The organism is Pyramidobacter sp. CG50-2 (assembly GCF_003612005.1).
Classification (GTDB): Bacteria; Synergistota; Synergistia; order Synergistales; family Dethiosulfovibrionaceae; genus Pyramidobacter.
Window position 1 is genome coordinate 1 of the sequence record NZ_RAWT01000036.1, and the last position, 17,475, is coordinate 17,475.

The window sequence follows — 17,475 nt, forward strand, 5'->3', positions numbered from 1 at the left end:
ATCTCACCGCTCAGACCATAAGGAGTATTACCGCAAGACAATGGATTGTTAGGTGCTTTAATTGAGAAATAGTATAAGACAACACAGCCCGCGGCGTCTTTGGAGAACATTCCAGAGCTGCCTGCGGGCTGTGTTTTTCGTGAGATTCCGCTACCGATTCCCAGCTTCGCCGCGCTTATGCTATTTCTTGATAAAAAGCGCTGACATAGTTTGCGGGGCCCTTGCCGCCGCGCGCCGGGGAGCAAACGGCGCAGCTGCGAAAAAACCTTTCGGACGGAACGTTCTCGCCCGAAAGGTTTTTTCGCCTTCGACACGCGCTTTCAATCGGCGCGGACTACATCGTATGATACTGACACTTGCTGCGGGCGATGTCGAAGAGGTCGCGCATATAGCTGGAAAGCCGCAGCTTTTTCCGATAACAGAAGTAGAAATGCCGCTCGAAGCCATGGCAGCGCAGCGGATAACATTTAGTCAGAGTTTCCACGCGCGTGTCTCCCTGAATGTATCCGTAAGGGCAGACCATCACGGCGTTGAGCTGGGCGGTGACCAATTTGGCGGCTTCCATGTTGAACAGTTCGAGCAGCACGCGCGGCTCGAACTGGCACAGCTGAGCGAGGTGGTTCTGGATGGTGCGCACGCTGTGCCCCGAGGTGAGGTTGACGAAGTTTTCCTCCCGCGCTTCGCTCAGTTCGATCTCGGTCCCCTGGCCGATGCGGCGGGAGATGGCTGTCTGCTTGGAGGCCATGAGGACGATCTGTTCGTTTTCCAGCAGGCGGTACTCCAGGTCGTTCTGCTTCGACGCGGTGGTGATGAAGGCCACGTCGCAGCCGCCCTTGCTGAGCAGCTCCTCGAGGCGGACGGAAGGCAGTTCTTTCAGTTCGACGGTGACGAGCGGATAGCGGGCGAGAAAGGCGGGCAGGATCTGCGGCAGCAGGGAGATGCTGCGCTGCGCCGAAATACCGATGCGCAGCGTGGCGCGGTGATCGTTTTTCATTTCGGCGATCTCGCTGAGGAGATTCCGCTCGGCCGTCATGATCTCGCGCATGCTTTCGACGTAGCGCTGGCCGGCGTAGGTGAGCGTCAACCGCTTGGCGTGGCGGTCGAAGATCAGCAGCCCCAGTTCGTCTTCCACGGCTTTGACGGTCTGCGACAGCGACGGCTGGGAAATGAGGAGTTTTTTCGCGGCCGCCGTGATGCTGCCCGCCTCGAGAATAGCCATGATGTAAGAAGCGTGTTTCAAATTCAATCGCGCCGCCTCCTTAAATGTATACTGTATAAATATCTTTGACCATAATTGTGACCTTATGGGCGCATAAAACTTTTAGTATTGGCATTTTCCCTAAAAAGTTGAATAATAAAATCAGCGTCATTAACTCAATCTCGTTTACGTTTAAAGGAGGAATTGCAAGTGAAAAAGTTCGTGTATGCTCTGTTGGCCGTATCCCTGCTCGGCGCCGCGGCCGTTTCCGCGGGGGCCGAAGAGTGGAAGTTCACCCGCAAGATCGACGTGGTCTGCCCCTGGGGCGTGGGCGGCGGCGCCGACAGCACGATCCGCCCCATGGCCAAGCTGCTCAAGGACATCCTCGGCGTCGAGGTCGAGGTCGTCAACGTTTCCGGCGGCTCGGGCGTCAACGGCGTGGAGTACACCTACAAGCAGCCCGCCGACGGCTACACCTTCATGCTGGGCACGCAGAGCCTGATCATGCAGGACCTGCAGGGAGCCACTTCGATGAACTTCCGCTCCGAGTTCATTCCCGTCGCCAAACTGGTCCACTCCATCAACATCATCGCCGGCTCCAAGAAAGCCATGGACCAGAAGGGCTATCACAGCTTTTCCGAGATGATCAAGTACGCCAAGGAGCATCCGTTCGAGATCAACGTGGGCATGCTCACCGCCACGGGCGCCGACGGCGCTTCGCTGCGCCAGACGCTGGCCGGGCTCGACGTGAACGAAGTGCCCTACTCCGGCGGTTCCGAGATGAACTCCGCGCTGGTGGGCGGTCACATCGACATGATGATCACCGGCACCGACGAGATCGCCGGGCTGATCCAGGCGGGCGACATCGTGCCGCTGTGCGCCATCTGCGAAAAGCGCATGAAGCTCTATCCCAACATGGAGAGCACGGGCGAGCTGGGCATCGATTCCTTCATCGGCACCTGGCGCGGCTTTTTCGCCAAGGCCGGCACGCCTCAGCCCGCGATCGACGCGCTGGTCGCCGCCATCGAGAAGGCCGTTCAGACCAAAGGATGGCAGGATTTCCTTGTGGCCGGCGCTTACGACGAGCGCCCCGGCTTCGCCGCGCCCAAGGAGTTCGCCGAGCTGTTCGAGAGCGAGTACAAGACCTTCACCGAGTATCTGAAGTCCGAGGAAGTTTTGAAGAAGGATTACTACGCCAAGTAGTTCCTCCTGCGCGCCGCAACCACGAAAGGGGGGCTTTGCCGCTCCCCTTTTTTTCTTTACTCTGTCAACGTTTATTGTAGCACAAGCTTCCTCAATCCCTGAAAGGTGGTGCGGATCAGTGTTCGAACTGATTCTCAACGTTCTGCTGTGGCTCGGCCTGGCCTACACGTACGCGTTCCACGTGCTGGAGGCGCCCGTCCCCGCCAAGGTCCTGCGCAATCCCTACGCCCTCAAGCCCGACGTGTGGCCCAACGTCATCATCGTTCTGCTTCTGATCTGCGTGGCGATCAACATCGCGCGCATCGTCATGAAAAACAGGGGCAAAGCGGAGTTTTCGCTGGGCGCCTTTTTCGCTTCCATCGGCGGATTTTTCGCCAGCCGTCTGTTCCTCGGCATCGTCATCGTCGTGGCGGCCTGCTTTGTGCTCGAACCGCTCGGCTTCATGGGCACGTGTTTCCTGATGCTGTTCTTCTACGGCATGCTGCTGGGCGAACGGAAAGTCGCGCGCCTGTTCGTCTTCTCGATTCTGGTCACGCTGCTCCTCTATGTGGTCTTCAGCGTCCTGCTGTCGGTCAATCTGCCCCGCGGCACCATCCCTCAGGCGCGCAACTTCGCGCTTTGGCTGGAGTCGCTGGTGTCTCAGGCCCAATCTCTTATCTCGTGAGGCGGTGAATCGGAATGTCGACTTTTGAATTGCTGCAAAGCGGCTTCAGCGTGCTGATGGAGCCGCAAGTGTTTTTCATGGTGGTCATGGCCATCGTGATGGGGACGATCTTCGGCGCTCTGCCCGGCGTCAGCTCCACGATGGCCGTGGCGCTCGGGCTGCCGTTTACGTACAGCATGGAGCCGGTGCCGGCCATCGTCTTCCTCGTGGCCGTTTACTGCTCGGCCATCACCGGCGGCTCGATCACGGCGATCCTGTTCAAGATTCCAGGCGTACCTTCCAGCGCGCCGACGACGTTCGACGGCTACCCGATGGCGCAGCGCGGCGAAGCCGGCAAGGCTCTGGGCGTGGCGCTCGGCGCTTCGGCGATCGGCGGCCTGGTCTCGGCGTTCTGCATGCTGCTGCTTTCGCCGCAGCTCACGCAGGCGGCGCTGTCGTTCGGCCCTTCCGACCTGTTCGCGATCACGTTCATGGGTCTGTCGATCCTCGCCTGCCTCGACTCGTCCAACATCCTGCGCACGATCATCTCCGGCCTGATCGGCCTGCTTCTGGCCTGCGTCGGCCAGGACAGGATGTACGCCGTGCAGCGCATGACCTTCGGCTCCAAAGAACTGCTGGCCGGTCTGGAAATGATCCCCGTGCTGATCGGTATTTTCGCCGTCACCGAGGTGCTCAAGCAGACGCGCAAGAGCGACCGCCTCGACGCCAAGGAAGGCGTCGGCGGCGGTCACGTGGACACGAAGATGCCTACGCTGGCCGAGTGGCTGAGGATCAAGTGGCTCGTGCTTCGCTGCTCCATTATCGGCACGATCATCGGCATCCTTCCCGGCGCCGGCGCGACGATCGCCTCGTTCCTGTGCTACTCCACGGAAACGAAGCTCTCCAAGCATCCCGAGAAGTTCGGCACCGGCATCATCGACGGCATCGCCGCATCCGAATCGGCCAACAACGCCGCCACCGGCGGCGCTATGGTGCCTTTGCTCTCGCTCGGCATCCCCGGCGGCAACGCCGCGGCCGTGATGATGAGCGCGCTGGTGCTCAAGGGCGTGCAGCTCGGGCCGCTGCTGCTCACCAACCAGCCCCAGTACCTGAGCGCCACGTTCGCCTCCATGCTCGTCACCAACATCCTCATGGTCATCGTCGCCATGGGCATCGCCAAGGTCTTCGCGAAAATCCTCGCCATCCCCTACAGCTATCTCGGCCCGATCATCGTCATGCTGGCCATCATCGGTTCCTACGCCACCAACATGAGCATCGCCGACGTGAAGATCATGGCCGTCGCCGGCATCATCGGGCTGATCTTCGCCGTCTGCCGCTTCAACAGCGCCGCCATGATCCTCGGCCTGGTGCTGGGCGAGATCTGCGAGAGCAACTTCAGCCGCGCCTACACGATCTCGCGCGCCGACCTGGTAAGCATGTTCTCGCGCCCCATCGCCGGCTCCCTGATGGTGCTCAGCGTCGCCCTCTTGGTCTACCCCATCGTCGCCTCTTTCTTCGGAAAAAAGAAACCGTCGGCGAACGCCTGATTTTGTCCGATCGAGCGCAGCGCTTTCCCGGCTGCGCTTTCTCCTTGGAATTATCGTAGAAATCCTGTCAGGAGGTCAAAGCCATGGAACTGAAAACCACCGGCGTGGCCGGCACGCTCGAATCGAGCGACGTGATGGTCACGCTCGAGCCGGCGCCGTCGGGCATCAGCCTGAACCTTGAAAGCACCGTCATCAACCAGTACGGCCGCCAGATCAAAGAGACCGTGCTCGCCACGCTGGCGCGCCTCGGCGTGAAAAACGCCGCCGTCACTGTCAGCGACCACGGCGCGCTGGACTGCACCATCACGGCGCGCGTCGAGTGCGCCTATTACCGCGGCTGTCAGCGCGACGCCGACGGACCGTATCCCTGGGGAGGCGAGATCGCATGATCCCCCGCCCGAAACCGGAAAAGTTCCGCCTGCGCCGCACGATGATGTTCATGAACGCGCAGAAGCCCGGACTGATCAAGGACGCGTATATTTACGGAGCCGACTCGATCATGCTCGACCTCGAAGACGCGGTGGCCGAGAACCAGAAGGACGCGGCGCGCTTTTCGCTTTATCACGCGCTGAAAACCGTCGATTACGGCGACACGGAAGTGCTCGTGCGCATCAACGGCCTCGACACGCCGCATTGGCGCGAGGACGTGCGCGTCGCCGTCGCCGGAGGCACCGACGGCATCCGCATCGCCAAGACCGAGAGCGCCGCCGACGTGCAAACCGTGGACGCCGCCGTGACCGAAGCCGAGCGCGAGTTCGGCGTCGAAGAGGGACGCACGCTGCTGATGGCCGCCATCGAAAGCCCCAAGGGCGTGCTCAACGCTTACGAGATCTGCACCGCTTCGCCCCGCCTGTTCGGCATCGCCCTTTCCGGCGGCGACTACCGCAAGTGCATGCAGGTCAAGCCGGTCCCCGGCGGTATCGAGATGCTCGCCGCCCGCGGCCAGATGTTGATCGCCGCCCGCGCCGCCGGTGTGCAGTGCTTCGACACCGTCTTCACCGACCTCGACGACGAGGCGGGCTTCCGCGCCGAAATGCAGCAGAACAAGGACATGGGCTTCGACGGCAAGTCGCTGATCAATCCCCGGCAGATCCGCATCGTCCACGAGATGCTGGCGCCGACGCCGCAGGAGATCGCCGCCGCTGAGACGCTCGTCAAAGCCTACCGCGAAAACGCCGCCAAAGGCGTCGGCGTGTTCACCATCAACGGCAAAATGATCGACATCGCCTTTGTGCCCGGCGCCGAGCGCGTCATCCAGCTCGCCAAGGCCAGCGGCGTTTACGAGGGGGATCTGTAAAATGCTGAACGCAGTCGGCCGGGAAATTCCCGAAGAACTGATCGCGCAGGGCTGGAAGCCTTACGCGGGCGCTCACGCCCGCGACGGCCAGTACATCAAGAAGCAGGGCCCGCGCACGCGCATCTGCGAAAAGCCGCGGGAAAGCAAAATCGTCGCCTCCATCCGCGAGGCCATCACGGCGTGCGGACTCAAGGACGGCATGACCGTTTCCTTCCACCACCACTTCCGCGACGGCGACTTTGTCGTCAACATGGTCATGCAGGAGATCGTCGCCCTCGGCCTCAAAGACATCACCATCGCCGCCTCCAGCCTGGGCTCGGCTCACGATCCCGTGGCCCGGTACATCGAAGACGGCGTCGTCACCGGCCTTCAGACCAGCGGCATCCGCGGGCGGATGGGCGAAGTGGTGTCCCGCGGCAAGCTGAAGACGCCCGCGATCCTGCGCAGCCACGGCGGCCGCGTGCGCGCCATCGAGGAGGGCGACGTGCACATCAACGTGGCCTTTATCGGTTCTCCCACGTCCGACGAGTACGGCAACTGCCGCGCCGTCGGCGGCAAAAGCGACTGCGGCGTGCTCTCCTACGCCGTCGTCGATTCGGAATACGCCGACAAGGTCGTCGTCATCACCGACACGCTCGTGCCCTACCCCAACTTTCCCGCTTCGATCCACGGCGTCAACGTGGACTACGTAGTGAAAGTCGACGAGATCGGCGATCCGAAAAAGATCGCCTCCGCCGCCGCGCGCATGACCCAAAATCCCCGCGATCTGATGATGGCCGAGGCCACCGCCCAAGTCATGGCCGCCACGCCGTGGTTCAAGGACGGCTTCAGCTTCCAGACCGGCGCGGGCGGCCCCTCGCTGGCCGTCAACCGCTTCATCGAACCGCTCATGCGCGAGCGCGGCATCACGATGAGCTTCGCCATCGGCGGCATCGCCGGCCCCATCTGCGAACTGCAGCGCAAGGGCCTCGTGGGCTGCGTCGTCGACACGCAGGATTTCGACACCGGCGCCATCGACGACATCCGCACCAATCCCCGCCACTACGAAATCAGCGCCGGCGAATACGCCAGCCCCGCCAACAAAGGCGCCTTCGTCAACAAGCTCGACTTCGTCATCCTCGCCGCGCTGGAAGTCGACGTCGACTTCAACGTCAACGTCATCACCGGCTCCGACGGCGTGCTGCGCGGCGCGCCCGGCGGCCATCCCGACACCGCCGCCGGCGCCAAGTGCACCGTCATCGTCACGCCGCTGACCCGCGGCCGCATGGCCACCGTCTGCGAGCGCGTCGTCACCGTCACCACCCCCGGCGAGTGCGTCGACGTCGTCGTCACCGATTACGGCGTCGCCGTCAACCCCAGACGACAGGACATCGTCGACTGCCTCGACCGCGCCGGCATCACGCACGTGAGTATCAAAGAGCTCCAGGAAAAAGCCTACGCGCTCGTCGGCCGCCCCGATCCGCTGCAATGGAACGACAAAGTCGTCGCCATCCTCGAAGCCCGCGACGGCACGATCCTCGACGTCGTGCGCGAGATCAAGCCGTACGAAAGGTCCTAACGCGCCGCGCTCCCCGCGAGGGATTGTTCCCGCTTTCGCGGCATAATCGGAGCGGCATTTCGCCAAGTTTGCGTACTTCACCCCCGAGCCCCGAAAACTGGAACTCCCGAAAAAAAATCTGCCGCGTCCCTCGCGAAAGAGCGAAGGACGCGGCAGATTTTTTTTCGCCGGGCGCCGCAAAACCTTTCTTCTTGCATTCCTCCATGCCTTCGCGATACCTTTCGCGCGGGCGTCCATTTTTCATCGAGACGATGAATTTAAATAATCTTATATGAAATAATTATCTTACACCCCCCCCGAGCCGAAATTAACTTAATAATCAGATTTATTATAAAGATAAACATGTTACCATGAATTTGTTTTGTTGTTTCTGCAAAATACGTTTTCACCCCACAATTCCGTGGATATTTTTTGAAGTTCCGGAAGGAGGAAATTTTTGATGGAAAAGGGAAACACGCATGGTCCGCACCGCTCCGCTCCCGAGGCGCACGGGACGAAAAGGAATTCGTCGGCCGTCCTGAAAGGCGGCGCGCTGGCGGCCGTGGCGCTCGGCCTGATGCTGCTGCGCCCCGTGCCGGGAGCAGCGGCGCCGGACGGCGTGACGACATTCGTCGAGCCGGGGAACCAAAACATCAGAATCGGCAACGATACGCAGCTTCGCAACAACGCGGCAACCAACGGCGCGGTCGTCATCGGCGACCACGCGCAGATCGACGATTACGTCATGCAGGAAGGCAGCATCGCTATCGGCAAGAACGCTTTCGTCGAGAACATGTACGGCAATCAGGAAAAATTCTTCAAATTCGGGCAGACAGATGAGAAGAAATGGGCGAGCAGCGTCGCCATCGGCCAGAACGCCTACGCCCGCTCCGGCAGCACGATGATCGGGGACCACAAATACGTCGGGAAACTCGGCGACGTGGAAGTCGACGGCTCCGACGTGTTAAACGTCAAATCGAGAAACGTGAACATCAACGCCACCACCATCGGCGCGAACAGTTACAATCAGGGAGCGTTTTCCTCCGTGCTCGGCACGTATTCCATCATTTCCGGAAAATATAATGGCAGTAATTGGTCTTCTTATGTTACACAAAATATGGGGGCCAATATCGTCGGTTCCCTGAACAGCATCGAATCGAACAGCTCTTCTTCGGAAGTTTCAGGGATCGCCAACAGCGTCGTCGGTACGGCGAACCGCACGAACAACGCCAACGGCGCCTTGATCTTCGGCGCCGGCAACGAAGTGGAAAATTCGATCGGCGCGATATCGGGCATCAGCATGTTTACCGGCGGCGGAAATTCGGCCAAAGAGTTTGCCGACACGCTGCGCGGCGCCGTCAAATCGTCCGAAGGCGGCGGGGCGGTGCTGGCCATCGGCGGCGGGAACAAGGCGAACTACGCCATGACCTCGCAGCTGATCGGCGTCAATAACACGCTGACGGGGACAAACAGCGATGCCAGCCGCTACAACATGATCAATGGGTACAAGAATACCGGAGAAAAAGTAAAACACACGTATGTGCTGGGCGAGGAGAACAACGTCAAAGACAGCGAAGACGTACGGGGCATCGGCAAGAAGAATACCGTGACGAACAGCGACCGCCAGAACGTGTTCGGCGACAACAACAGCATCACGGAGCGGGATGCCGGCACCGTTTCCGGATATCAGGGCATCGTGCGCAACAGCACCTCGGATCTGGTCATCGGCATGGGCAACAAAATTTCCGGCAACGATACCTACATGAAGGGGACGGAAAGCCTCACCATCATCGGGAACAACAACGAAACGACCAATCCCAACTCGGGCATCGTAATCGGCGATTATCAAACATTTGGCACAATCAAGGAATCGGTAATCATCGGCTCCATGACACCGGAGGAAAAGGCGTCCGGCAAAAGGGAACAGGGCAGCGGCAGCGTTGTCGTGGGGTATAATGCGCAAAGCGCCCGGGGATTGAGCGTGGCGGTGGGACACAGCGCACTGGCTCTGGGGCACGAAGGAACTGTGACAGGACACAATTCTGTCATTGAAAGCAATGATGGCTTTTTTCCGAATATCTGGTCTTCCATTTATGGGGTAAATAATAAGATTACCTCGGACGGTGACACCTCAAATGGCGTGGCGGGCAGTATAATCGGCACCTGGAACAAACTGGATAATGCAGATAATTCCATGGTATTCGGTTCAGGAAATATCATTTCTCACGCCACAGGAGACATGTCAAGCGGACTGGAGGGAACATTCGGGCAAGGCGCTATGACAGAATTGCTTTTCCGCAGCGGTTATCAGGAAGGGTATTCGGATCAGGCTGCAAAAGCAATGGGTAATTTTGCGGCTACCGGCGGCGGCTCTGTCTTGGCTGTGGGTAACGGCAACACCTCTGATTATGCAAGGCGTTCTCAAATCATCGGAACGGGAAATATCCTGAACGGTACGACAAACGGCGTCAGCTCCAACAATACAGTGACGGGGTTCCAGAACACAGGAATCAACGTGAACCGCGTGTCCGTCGTAGGTACGGGAAACAGTGTGTCTGACGGAACGGCTGACGTGGTGATCGGCGATTACCATCAACTGTCCGGCGGAGCGAATAATGTCGTTCTTGGCTCCATGGCAACCAGGGAAGATGTAGTGAGCAAAACCTACACGCCCAGTTTGGGAAATTCTGCCGGTACGCCGGGAGGATATACAGGCATACCGATTCCATACAATGTGAAAGCTATTGTCCCGGATAAGACACATACCGCCAATGTTAGCAACGCCGTCATGCTCGGCTACAATACGGATGTGCAGAAAAACGGCGGCGTAGCCCTCGGCAGCGAGTCTGTTTCCTCCGTGGACGCCGGGGTATACGGTTATAACCCCGCCACAAAGAAAAACATCCAAAATGACGCGGAAATAGCAACTTTGTCAGGAAAAACAGAAAGACTGACACAGCTGAACGCAGCATTACCCGGTTTGGAATCCGATTACACCACGAAGAAAGCGGACTACGAAGGAAAAGTCAATGATTTCCTGGAGAAGAGCGCCGCATATACACAGGCTTATCAGACTTATCACAGCTACGAGCATTCCGGTAATCAATATGATTTGGCACGCAAGAAAAAAATGGATGATGCCAAAGCGGCCATGGATACGGCTCAGGCAGCCATGAATTCCGCTAAAACCGGGTATACGGATGCGGAGACAAAGTACGATACCGCTCGCGGCGAAAGGAATCTGATTGTCGGCACCTGGAAAGCCACCGCAGCCGCCGTTTCCGTAGGCGACGTTTCAAAAGGCGTCACTCGCCAGATCACAGGCGTGGCGGCCGGCACGGAAGACACCGACGCCGTCAACGTGGCGCAGATGAAAGCTTTGAATACGGCCATAGCAAACGGCGCCGTCCGCTACTATTCCGTGAAGAGCGACAAACAGGGAGCGGGGACGAACTATGCCAACGACGGAGCGACCGGGACGGACAGCATGGTCATCGGCATTTTCTCCTCGTCTTCCGGCAACAACAGCACCGTCCTCGGCAACAACAACACGCTGGCGGGCGTCAAGAATGGAAGGAACAACAGCATCGTCGTCGGCCAGAGCCTGACCGTGGACGGCGTGCATAACGCAGTCTTCGGTACGGATTACGAGAATTACGACAATAAAATAACCCATGTGGCCGGTGAACAGAATACGGTCCTTGGCGTGGGGAACCTTGTGGGCTACACGGCGGAACGGAACGGCACCACATGGACATATACCAAGACCGGCGGGGGAAGAGGTTCTGACCAGAACGTGGCCGTCGGTATGAAGAATACGGCAAACGGCGGCAGCGTCGTCGTCGGTACCGACTCCGAAGCGGAAAATCTGGGCTCCTCTTTCGGCATTGCCAATAAAATCATCGGCTCAAATGACAATCACGGCGGCGGACAGTGGGGCGTGGCGCTGGGGAATAAACTGACCGTATCCGGCGAAATGGCAGTGGCTGTCGGCAATGAAAGTACGGCGGAAGGGGGCTGGACCGTTGCCATCGGAGCGGAAAGCGCAACGAAAAAGACCATGGATGTCGCCATGGGTTGGCATGCAAACGCTTCCGGCGGCTGGTCGATGGCGCTGGGCGCAGACAGCGCGGCAAACGCGCAGACCGCTACCGCTGTCGGCGGCTATGGAGCGAAAGCTACAACGGACGCTGGCGTAGCGCTGGGCTCCTACAGCGTGGCGGATACGGCTGCGAACGTGCAAGGCTATGATCCTTCCACCGGAGCCGCGTCCACGGAGAGCGGCAGCGCGTGGCAATCCACCTTGGGCGCGCTTTCCATCGGCGACAAGACGACAGGACGCACCCGCCAGATCACCAACGTCGCAGCCGGTTTTGAAGATACCGACGCCGTCAACGTCGCCCAACTTCGGGCGGCCGTCTCCGCCGCAGGCGGGGCCGCGACCTACAAATTCACCCTCAGCGACTCCACAACGTCTCCCGCGCACACGGTCACGCTCGGACAAAGCGCGACGCCGGACATCAAGTTCGTCGGCGCCAACGGCGTCATTACCACCGTCGCGGGCGGCGTCGTCACGATCGGCCTCGATCCCGACGCGGGGCAGGGCGGCAAATGGAACCTTCAGACCAATGGAGGACCGTCGATCGTCGTCGCCAAGAACAATACCGTCCAGTTCAAGAACGGCAGCAACATTGAAATTACCCGCGACGAAAGAGACGTGACCGTGCGCGTCGTCGACGCGCCCACCTTCGCCGGCAAAGTCACCGCCAAAGGCTTCGACGCGACCGGCAACAAGATCGTCAACGTCGCCAGGGGAGACGTCACTCAGACCAGCGCCGACGCGGTCAACGGCTCGCAGCTCTGGGGCGTGTCGTCGAGCGTCTCCAATCACCTCGGCGGCGGCTCCTCTGTCAACCCTGACGGCTCCGTCTCCGCCCCCACCTACGTCATCCGCGGCGGCACGTACCATAACGTCGGCGACGCCCTCAGCGCCGTCGACACCCAGTTCACCAACATCTACAACAACTTCGGCAGCGTCTACAACCAGATGGGCGAACTGAGAAGCGAAATCAAGAGCACCGGCGCGCTCGGCTCCGCGCTCGCCGGACTGAAACCGATGCAGTACGACCCCGTCGAGCCCAGCCAGATCATGGCCGGCTTCGGAGCGTACAGAGGCGAGTACGCGCTGGCCCTCGGCTTCGCGCACTACCTGAAAGAAGACTTCATGGTCCACGCCGGAGTGTCCGTCACGCACCACGGCGAGTCGATGGCCAACGCCGGCCTGACGTGGAAGATCGGCCGCAAGGAAGACAAAGACCAGATCCCCGAACGCTACCGCTCCGGCCCGATCAGCAGCGTCTACGTGATGCAGAAGGAGAACGCCGAGCTGCAGGCCGAGGTGTCTTCGCTCAAGCACGAACTCGTCGAGAGCAAAGCCAATCAGGCGCGAGAGATCGCCGCGGTCAAGGCGGAAATGGAGGCGCGCGTGGAGCGCCTCGAGCGCCTGCTGCGCGCTTCGGGCAAGATCAGATAAAAGCGGGGAACAAACTGCCGCGGACGAAGAAAAGCAAAAAAACGCGATACACGCCGCCGTTCCGCGGCGGAAAAACAAGCACCGCACCGAAGAGCCGCGGCGAACGATCGATTCTCGTTCGCCGCGGCTCTTTTCGTGAAAGGCGCTTCCGCGAAACGGGGCGGTCGTCCCGGGAGCGCCGTTTTTTTCCTTCACCATGGGGACGCGATAGAGCTTTCGCGTTATAATCATGGCAGTATTTCGCCAAGGAGGGAACTTTATGGACATCACCCCGGAATTGAAGGAGCGGGCGCAGGCGCTGCACCGTGATTGCTTTGTGGCCGACGCGCACTACGACCTGCTCAACCTGCTCGCCGCCAAGCGCCTCGAGGGTGGCAGGACGGACGTTTTCAGGACGGATTATCTGGAAAAGATCCGCGCCGGCGGCGTCGACCTGCTGATCTCGTCGATCTTCATCGACGACCGGCACGTGCCGGAAATGACGCTGCGCCGCGCCCTCGACCAGATCGCCTGCATGCACGAGGAGCTGGCGCAGTGTCCCGATCTGGTCCTGTGCCGCGGCGTCGCGGAGATCCGCGCCGCCCGCGCGGCGGGGAAGATCGCCCTGCTCCTGTCGTTTGAAGGAGTGGAACCGCTGGGCAACGACCTCAATCTGCTGCGCGCCTTTTACGAGCTGGGCGTGCGCGGCATCGGCATCGTCTGGAGCCGCCGCAACTACGCCGCCGACGGCTGCTTCTTCCAGCCGCGGCGCGAAGGGCGCAAGGGCGGCCTGACGGATTTCGGCGCGCGGCTGGCCGACGAGGCGGAACGGTTGGGCATGTATCTGGACGTTTCGCACCTCAACGACGAGGGGTTCTGGGATCTCTGCGCGCTCACCAAACGTCCGTTCATCGCTTCCCACTCCAACTGCCGCGCGCTGACGCCGGTGGCGCGCAACCTGACCGACGAGCAGATCGCCGCGCTCGCGCAGCGCGGCGGCGTCATGGGCATGAACGCCTGCAGCGACTTCGTGCGGCTCGACGCGGGCAGCGCGGGGCGCGCGGATCCCGACGAGCTGGCGGCGCACGGCGCGCACGTCAAACAGATCGCCGGCGCGGAACATCTGTGCTTCGGCTTCGATTTCTGCGACGAGTTCCGTATCGGCAACAGCCGCGAACCGAAGGACGCGGTGCCGTTCTACGACGAGAGCTGGCGGCTGACGGCCGGGCTTCTGGCCCGCGGCTTCAGCGAGGACGAAGTTCGCGGCGCGCTCGGCGAAAACCTGCTGAACTTTTTGGAGCGCACAATCGGCTAAAACACAGCGGCGTGCGCCGTTTTTCAATTCCCATACTTATAAAGGAGAACGTTCATATGAGACCGGTACAACACGACGACCTGTTAAAGTTCAAGTTCCTCTCGCGTCCCGCGTTTTCGCCCGACGGCGGCAAGATCGCCTACGTGGTCAGCTCGGCGAACTTCGACAAGAACAATTACGACAGCGCCCTGTGGCTTTACGACCTCGCCGCGGACAGCGGGCGGCAGCTGACGTTCACGAACTCCGAGAAGTTCTTCGCCTGGAGCCGCGACGGGCGCGAGCTGATCTTCGCTTCCGGGCGCGGCGACGTGCCCAAGGACAGCACGCGCTTTTACGCGCTGCCGCTTGACGGCGGCGAGGCGCGCGAACTGTTCACGATCGACCGCCCGGCCAGCGCCATCGCCGACCTCGGCGGCGGCCGCTGGCTGGTGACGGCGACGTTCGAGCCCGTCTACGACAATCCCGAAGGCGCCGACTACTACGTGATCGAGCAGCTCCCTTTCACCGCCAACGGCAAGGGCTTCGTCTGCCAGCGCCGCACGGGGCTGGCCGTGTACGACGCCGCCAGCGGCGGCTTCACGCGCGTCACGCCCGAGCATATGGAAGTGGCGCGCTGCCATCTCAGCGATGACGGCCGCAAAGCCCTGCTCGTCGCCGTCGAGTATACGGACGTGAAGCCGACGACCAACCACGTCTACGAGCTCGACCTGGGCACGGGCGAACTGTCCTGCCTCAGCGAAGGGCTGACGTTCGGCTTCAAGGACGCCGGCTGGTACAAGGACGGCGTGCTGGTCACGGGCAGCGACCAAAAAACTGTCGGCGTGAATCAGAACATCCAGTTCTTCTTCCTTAAGGGCAAAAAGCTCGACGCCGTCACGCCCGCTCTCGACAGCAGCCTGCGCAACGCCGTGGGCAGCGACTGCCGCTACAACACGGCTGATCAGGAGGGCGGCTTCGCCGTCGAGGGCGGGCGCGTGATCTACTGCGCCACCGAGGGCTTCCGGAGCCGACTCTACGCGCTCGAAGCCGACGGCTCCATCTCCGCTCTCACCAACGGGACCGACACGGTGGACAACTGGGACTGGAAAGACGGCGCGGCGGTCATGACGGGCTTCAAGAGCCTGCAGCTGCAGGAGCTCTATCTGCTCGAAAACGGCCGCGAGCGTCAGCTGACGCGCCACAACGAAGACGTTACGAAGGAGCTTCAGCTCTCCGCGCCCGAACACGTGAGCTACGAAAACGAGGGCTGGCAGCTCGACGGCTGGTACATGAAGCCCGTGGGCTATGAGGAAGGCAGGAAGTATCCGACGATCCTGCACATCCACGGCGGCCCCAAAAGCGCCTTCGGCGGCGTCTATTTCCACGAGATGCAGTGCTGGGCTTCTCGCGGCTACGCCGTGATCTACTGCAACCCGCGCGGCGGCGACGGACGGCCCGGCGGTTTCGACGACATCCGCGGCTTTTACGGCGTCAAGGATTACAGCGACATCATGGCGTTCACGAAATGGTGCGTCGCCAACCTGCCCTTCGTCGACGAGAAGAACGTCGGCGTCACGGGCGGCTCCTACGGCGGCTACATGACCAACTGGATCGTCACGCAGACGGACTTTTTCAAAGCGGCCGCGGCGCAGCGACCGATCAGCAACTGGGTGTCGAAATTCGGCAGCTGCGACATCGGCTACTACTACGTGGAAGACCAGCACGGCGGCCGCCCGTGGGACGCGCGCGAACAGGCCTGGCAGGAATCGCCGCTCAAGCACGTCGCCAACGTCAAGACGCCGCTGCTGCTGATCCAGTCGCAGGAAGATTTCCGCTGCGAGCGCGACCAGTCGTTCCAGATGTTTACCGCGCTCAAGGTGCTGGGCGTGGAATGCCGCATGTGCCTGTTCAACGGCGAGAATCACGAGCTGAGCCGCTCCGGCCGCCCCAAGAACCGCCTCGCCCGCCTGCGCGAGATCGCCGCGTGGTTCGACGGCCATCTGAAAGGCTAGGATCCCAAACGAAGAGAACGCGCCGCGTTTTTCGCCCCGCTTTTGATGTTCCACGTGGAACATTTTACACAAACAAAGTTGCCGCAAGCCTTGACAGCGCACCTAAAAAAACGGAACGCTCCGCCCGCCGGAGTTCGCTTGGACCGGGACAGGCGGAGCCTTCGCGGTTCGGTCGGACGCGCCGCCGGCGCGCCGGATTTTGCCGCCGCGTTCTTTTACAATCGTCGCCAAAAGCGATCCGCCGATGTGACTGAGAAGGCAAGGAGGAATCGCCGTGAGATCTCGTTCCGTCATTTATCTGGCGCTGGCAGCCGGCGTGTTCATGTTGTCCGCGTCGGGCGTTTTCGCCAAGGTCGCCCGCGCGCCGGCGGGCGTCATCGCCTTCTACCGGCTCTTTTTCGCCACGCTGGCGCTGCTGCCGTGGCTGTTGAGCCACAAAAACGACCGGCGCGAGCTGCGCTCGCTCTCTCCGATTCAATATGCGGAAGGCGCGCTGGCCGGTTTTTTCCTCGCCGTTCATTACGTGATGTGGTTCGAGTCGCTGCGCTACACGTCGGTCGCCAGCTCCACCGTGCTGGCGGCGCTGCAGCCGCTGTTTTCGGTGATCTGGGGGCGGCTGTTCCTCGGCGAAAGGCTGGGCGCCCGCGCGCTGACCGGCGGCGCGATCGCCATCGTCGGCTCGGCGGTCGTGGGCTGGAGCGATTTCAGCGTCAGCAGCCAGTCGCTGTGGGGCGACCTGCTGGCGCTCGTTTCCGGCGGCGTCATCAGTCTGTACTTCTTCTGCGGGCAGATCCTGCGCCGCCGCATGGGGGCTGTGCCCTATTCGGTGCTCAGCTACGGCAGCAGTTCGGCCGTGCTGGCGCTTTACGCGCTCTTCATGGGGCATCCGTTCACCGGCTACGCGCCCGGCACGTGGGGCGCGTTCCTCGGTCTGGCGCTGATTTCGACGATCGGCGGGCAGATGGTGTTCAACGTGCTGCTCAAGTGGATCACGGCCACCACCGTCACCATGGGGATCCTCGGCGAACCGGTGGGCACCTGCTTCCTCGCCTGGCTGTTCCTCGGCGAAACGCTCTCGGCGCGGCAGGCCGCAGGCATCGCCGTCATCCTCGCCGGGCTGGCGCTGTTCTTCGCCGCGCAGAGACAATCGCAGGCGGAGCGCGCGTGAGCTCCGCCGCGGTCTTTCGGGCCGGCGGCGAAGAAAAAAACGAGGCGTTTGTGCAAGGAGGTTT

At 61.2% G+C, this 17,475-nt stretch carries 11 protein-coding genes; 10 read left to right on the plus strand and 1 reads right to left on the minus strand.

Annotation, left to right across the window (positions count from 1 at the left end):
* Positions 1-334: 334 nt before the first annotated feature.
* Entirely contained in the window at positions 335-1,246 is a 912-nt protein-coding gene (locus tag D7D26_RS08210) for a LysR family transcriptional regulator (RefSeq protein ID WP_120372721.1), read from the minus strand.
* 162 nt (positions 1,247-1,408) lie between these two features.
* Between D7D26_RS08210 and D7D26_RS08215 the strand changes: the two genes are divergently transcribed.
* From D7D26_RS08215 to D7D26_RS08260, 10 genes are all read left to right on the plus strand, one after another.
* Positions 1,409-2,401, plus strand: a complete 993-nt coding sequence (locus D7D26_RS08215; protein WP_120372722.1) for a Bug family tripartite tricarboxylate transporter substrate binding protein — start codon at positions 1,409-1,411, stop codon at positions 2,399-2,401.
* Between the two features lie 118 nt (positions 2,402-2,519).
* Positions 2,520-3,065 carry a tripartite tricarboxylate transporter TctB family protein gene (locus D7D26_RS08220; RefSeq protein ID WP_158606312.1) on the plus strand — a complete coding sequence of 182 codons (546 nt, stop codon included), beginning with the start codon at positions 2,520-2,522 and terminating at the stop codon, positions 3,063-3,065.
* Between the two features lie 14 nt (positions 3,066-3,079).
* A complete protein-coding gene (locus tag D7D26_RS08225) occupies positions 3,080-4,591 on the plus strand; it encodes a tripartite tricarboxylate transporter permease (protein WP_120372724.1) in 1,512 nt (503 codons plus the stop codon).
* Between the two features lie 83 nt (positions 4,592-4,674).
* The gene (gene citD / locus D7D26_RS08230; RefSeq protein WP_078015011.1) at positions 4,675-4,980 is read left to right on the plus strand and encodes a citrate lyase acyl carrier protein; all 306 of its coding nucleotides are present in this window, start codon (positions 4,675-4,677) and stop codon (positions 4,978-4,980) included.
* A complete protein-coding gene (locus D7D26_RS08235; protein WP_120372725.1) occupies positions 4,977-5,888 on the plus strand; it encodes an aldolase/citrate lyase family protein in 912 nt (303 codons plus the stop codon). Before citD ends, D7D26_RS08235 begins: the two co-directional genes overlap by 4 nt.
* Position 5,889: 1 nt before the next feature.
* Complete coding sequence (gene citF / locus D7D26_RS08240; protein WP_120372726.1) at positions 5,890-7,446, plus strand: citrate lyase subunit alpha; 1,557 nt, start codon at positions 5,890-5,892, stop codon at positions 7,444-7,446.
* 439 nt (positions 7,447-7,885) lie between these two features.
* Positions 7,886-12,958, plus strand: coding sequence for a YadA-like family protein (locus D7D26_RS08245; RefSeq protein ID WP_120372727.1), 5,073 nt, complete (start codon positions 7,886-7,888; stop codon positions 12,956-12,958).
* 259 nt (positions 12,959-13,217) lie between these two features.
* Positions 13,218-14,252, plus strand: a complete 1,035-nt coding sequence (locus D7D26_RS08250) for a dipeptidase (RefSeq protein WP_120372728.1) — start codon at positions 13,218-13,220, stop codon at positions 14,250-14,252.
* Positions 14,253-14,308: 56 nt separating this feature from the next.
* Entirely contained in the window at positions 14,309-16,243 is a 1,935-nt protein-coding gene (locus D7D26_RS08255; protein ID WP_120372729.1) for a S9 family peptidase, read from the plus strand.
* Between the two features lie 274 nt (positions 16,244-16,517).
* Positions 16,518-17,411 (plus strand): DMT family transporter, encoded by an 894-nt coding sequence (locus tag D7D26_RS08260; RefSeq protein ID WP_009164600.1) that lies wholly within the window; start codon positions 16,518-16,520, stop codon positions 17,409-17,411.
* Positions 17,412-17,475 lie beyond the last annotated feature (64 nt).

What these genes read in the sequence shown, in the direction of transcription:
- D7D26_RS08225 (WP_120372724.1), top strand. Translation starts at nt 3,080, where the DNA reads ATGTCGACTTTTGAATTGCTGCAAAGCGGCTTCAGCGTGCTGATGGAG.
- D7D26_RS08245 (WP_120372727.1), top strand. Translation starts at nt 7,886, where the DNA reads ATGGAAAAGGGAAACACGCATGGTCCGCACCGCTCCGCTCCCGAGGCG.
- D7D26_RS08235 (WP_120372725.1), top strand. Translation starts at nt 4,977, where the DNA reads ATGATCCCCCGCCCGAAACCGGAAAAGTTCCGCCTGCGCCGCACGATG.
- citF (WP_120372726.1), top strand. Translation starts at nt 5,890, where the DNA reads ATGCTGAACGCAGTCGGCCGGGAAATTCCCGAAGAACTGATCGCGCAG.
- citD (WP_078015011.1), top strand. Translation starts at nt 4,675, where the DNA reads ATGGAACTGAAAACCACCGGCGTGGCCGGCACGCTCGAATCGAGCGAC.
- D7D26_RS08255 (WP_120372729.1), top strand. Translation starts at nt 14,309, where the DNA reads ATGAGACCGGTACAACACGACGACCTGTTAAAGTTCAAGTTCCTCTCG.
- D7D26_RS08250 (WP_120372728.1), top strand. Translation starts at nt 13,218, where the DNA reads ATGGACATCACCCCGGAATTGAAGGAGCGGGCGCAGGCGCTGCACCGT.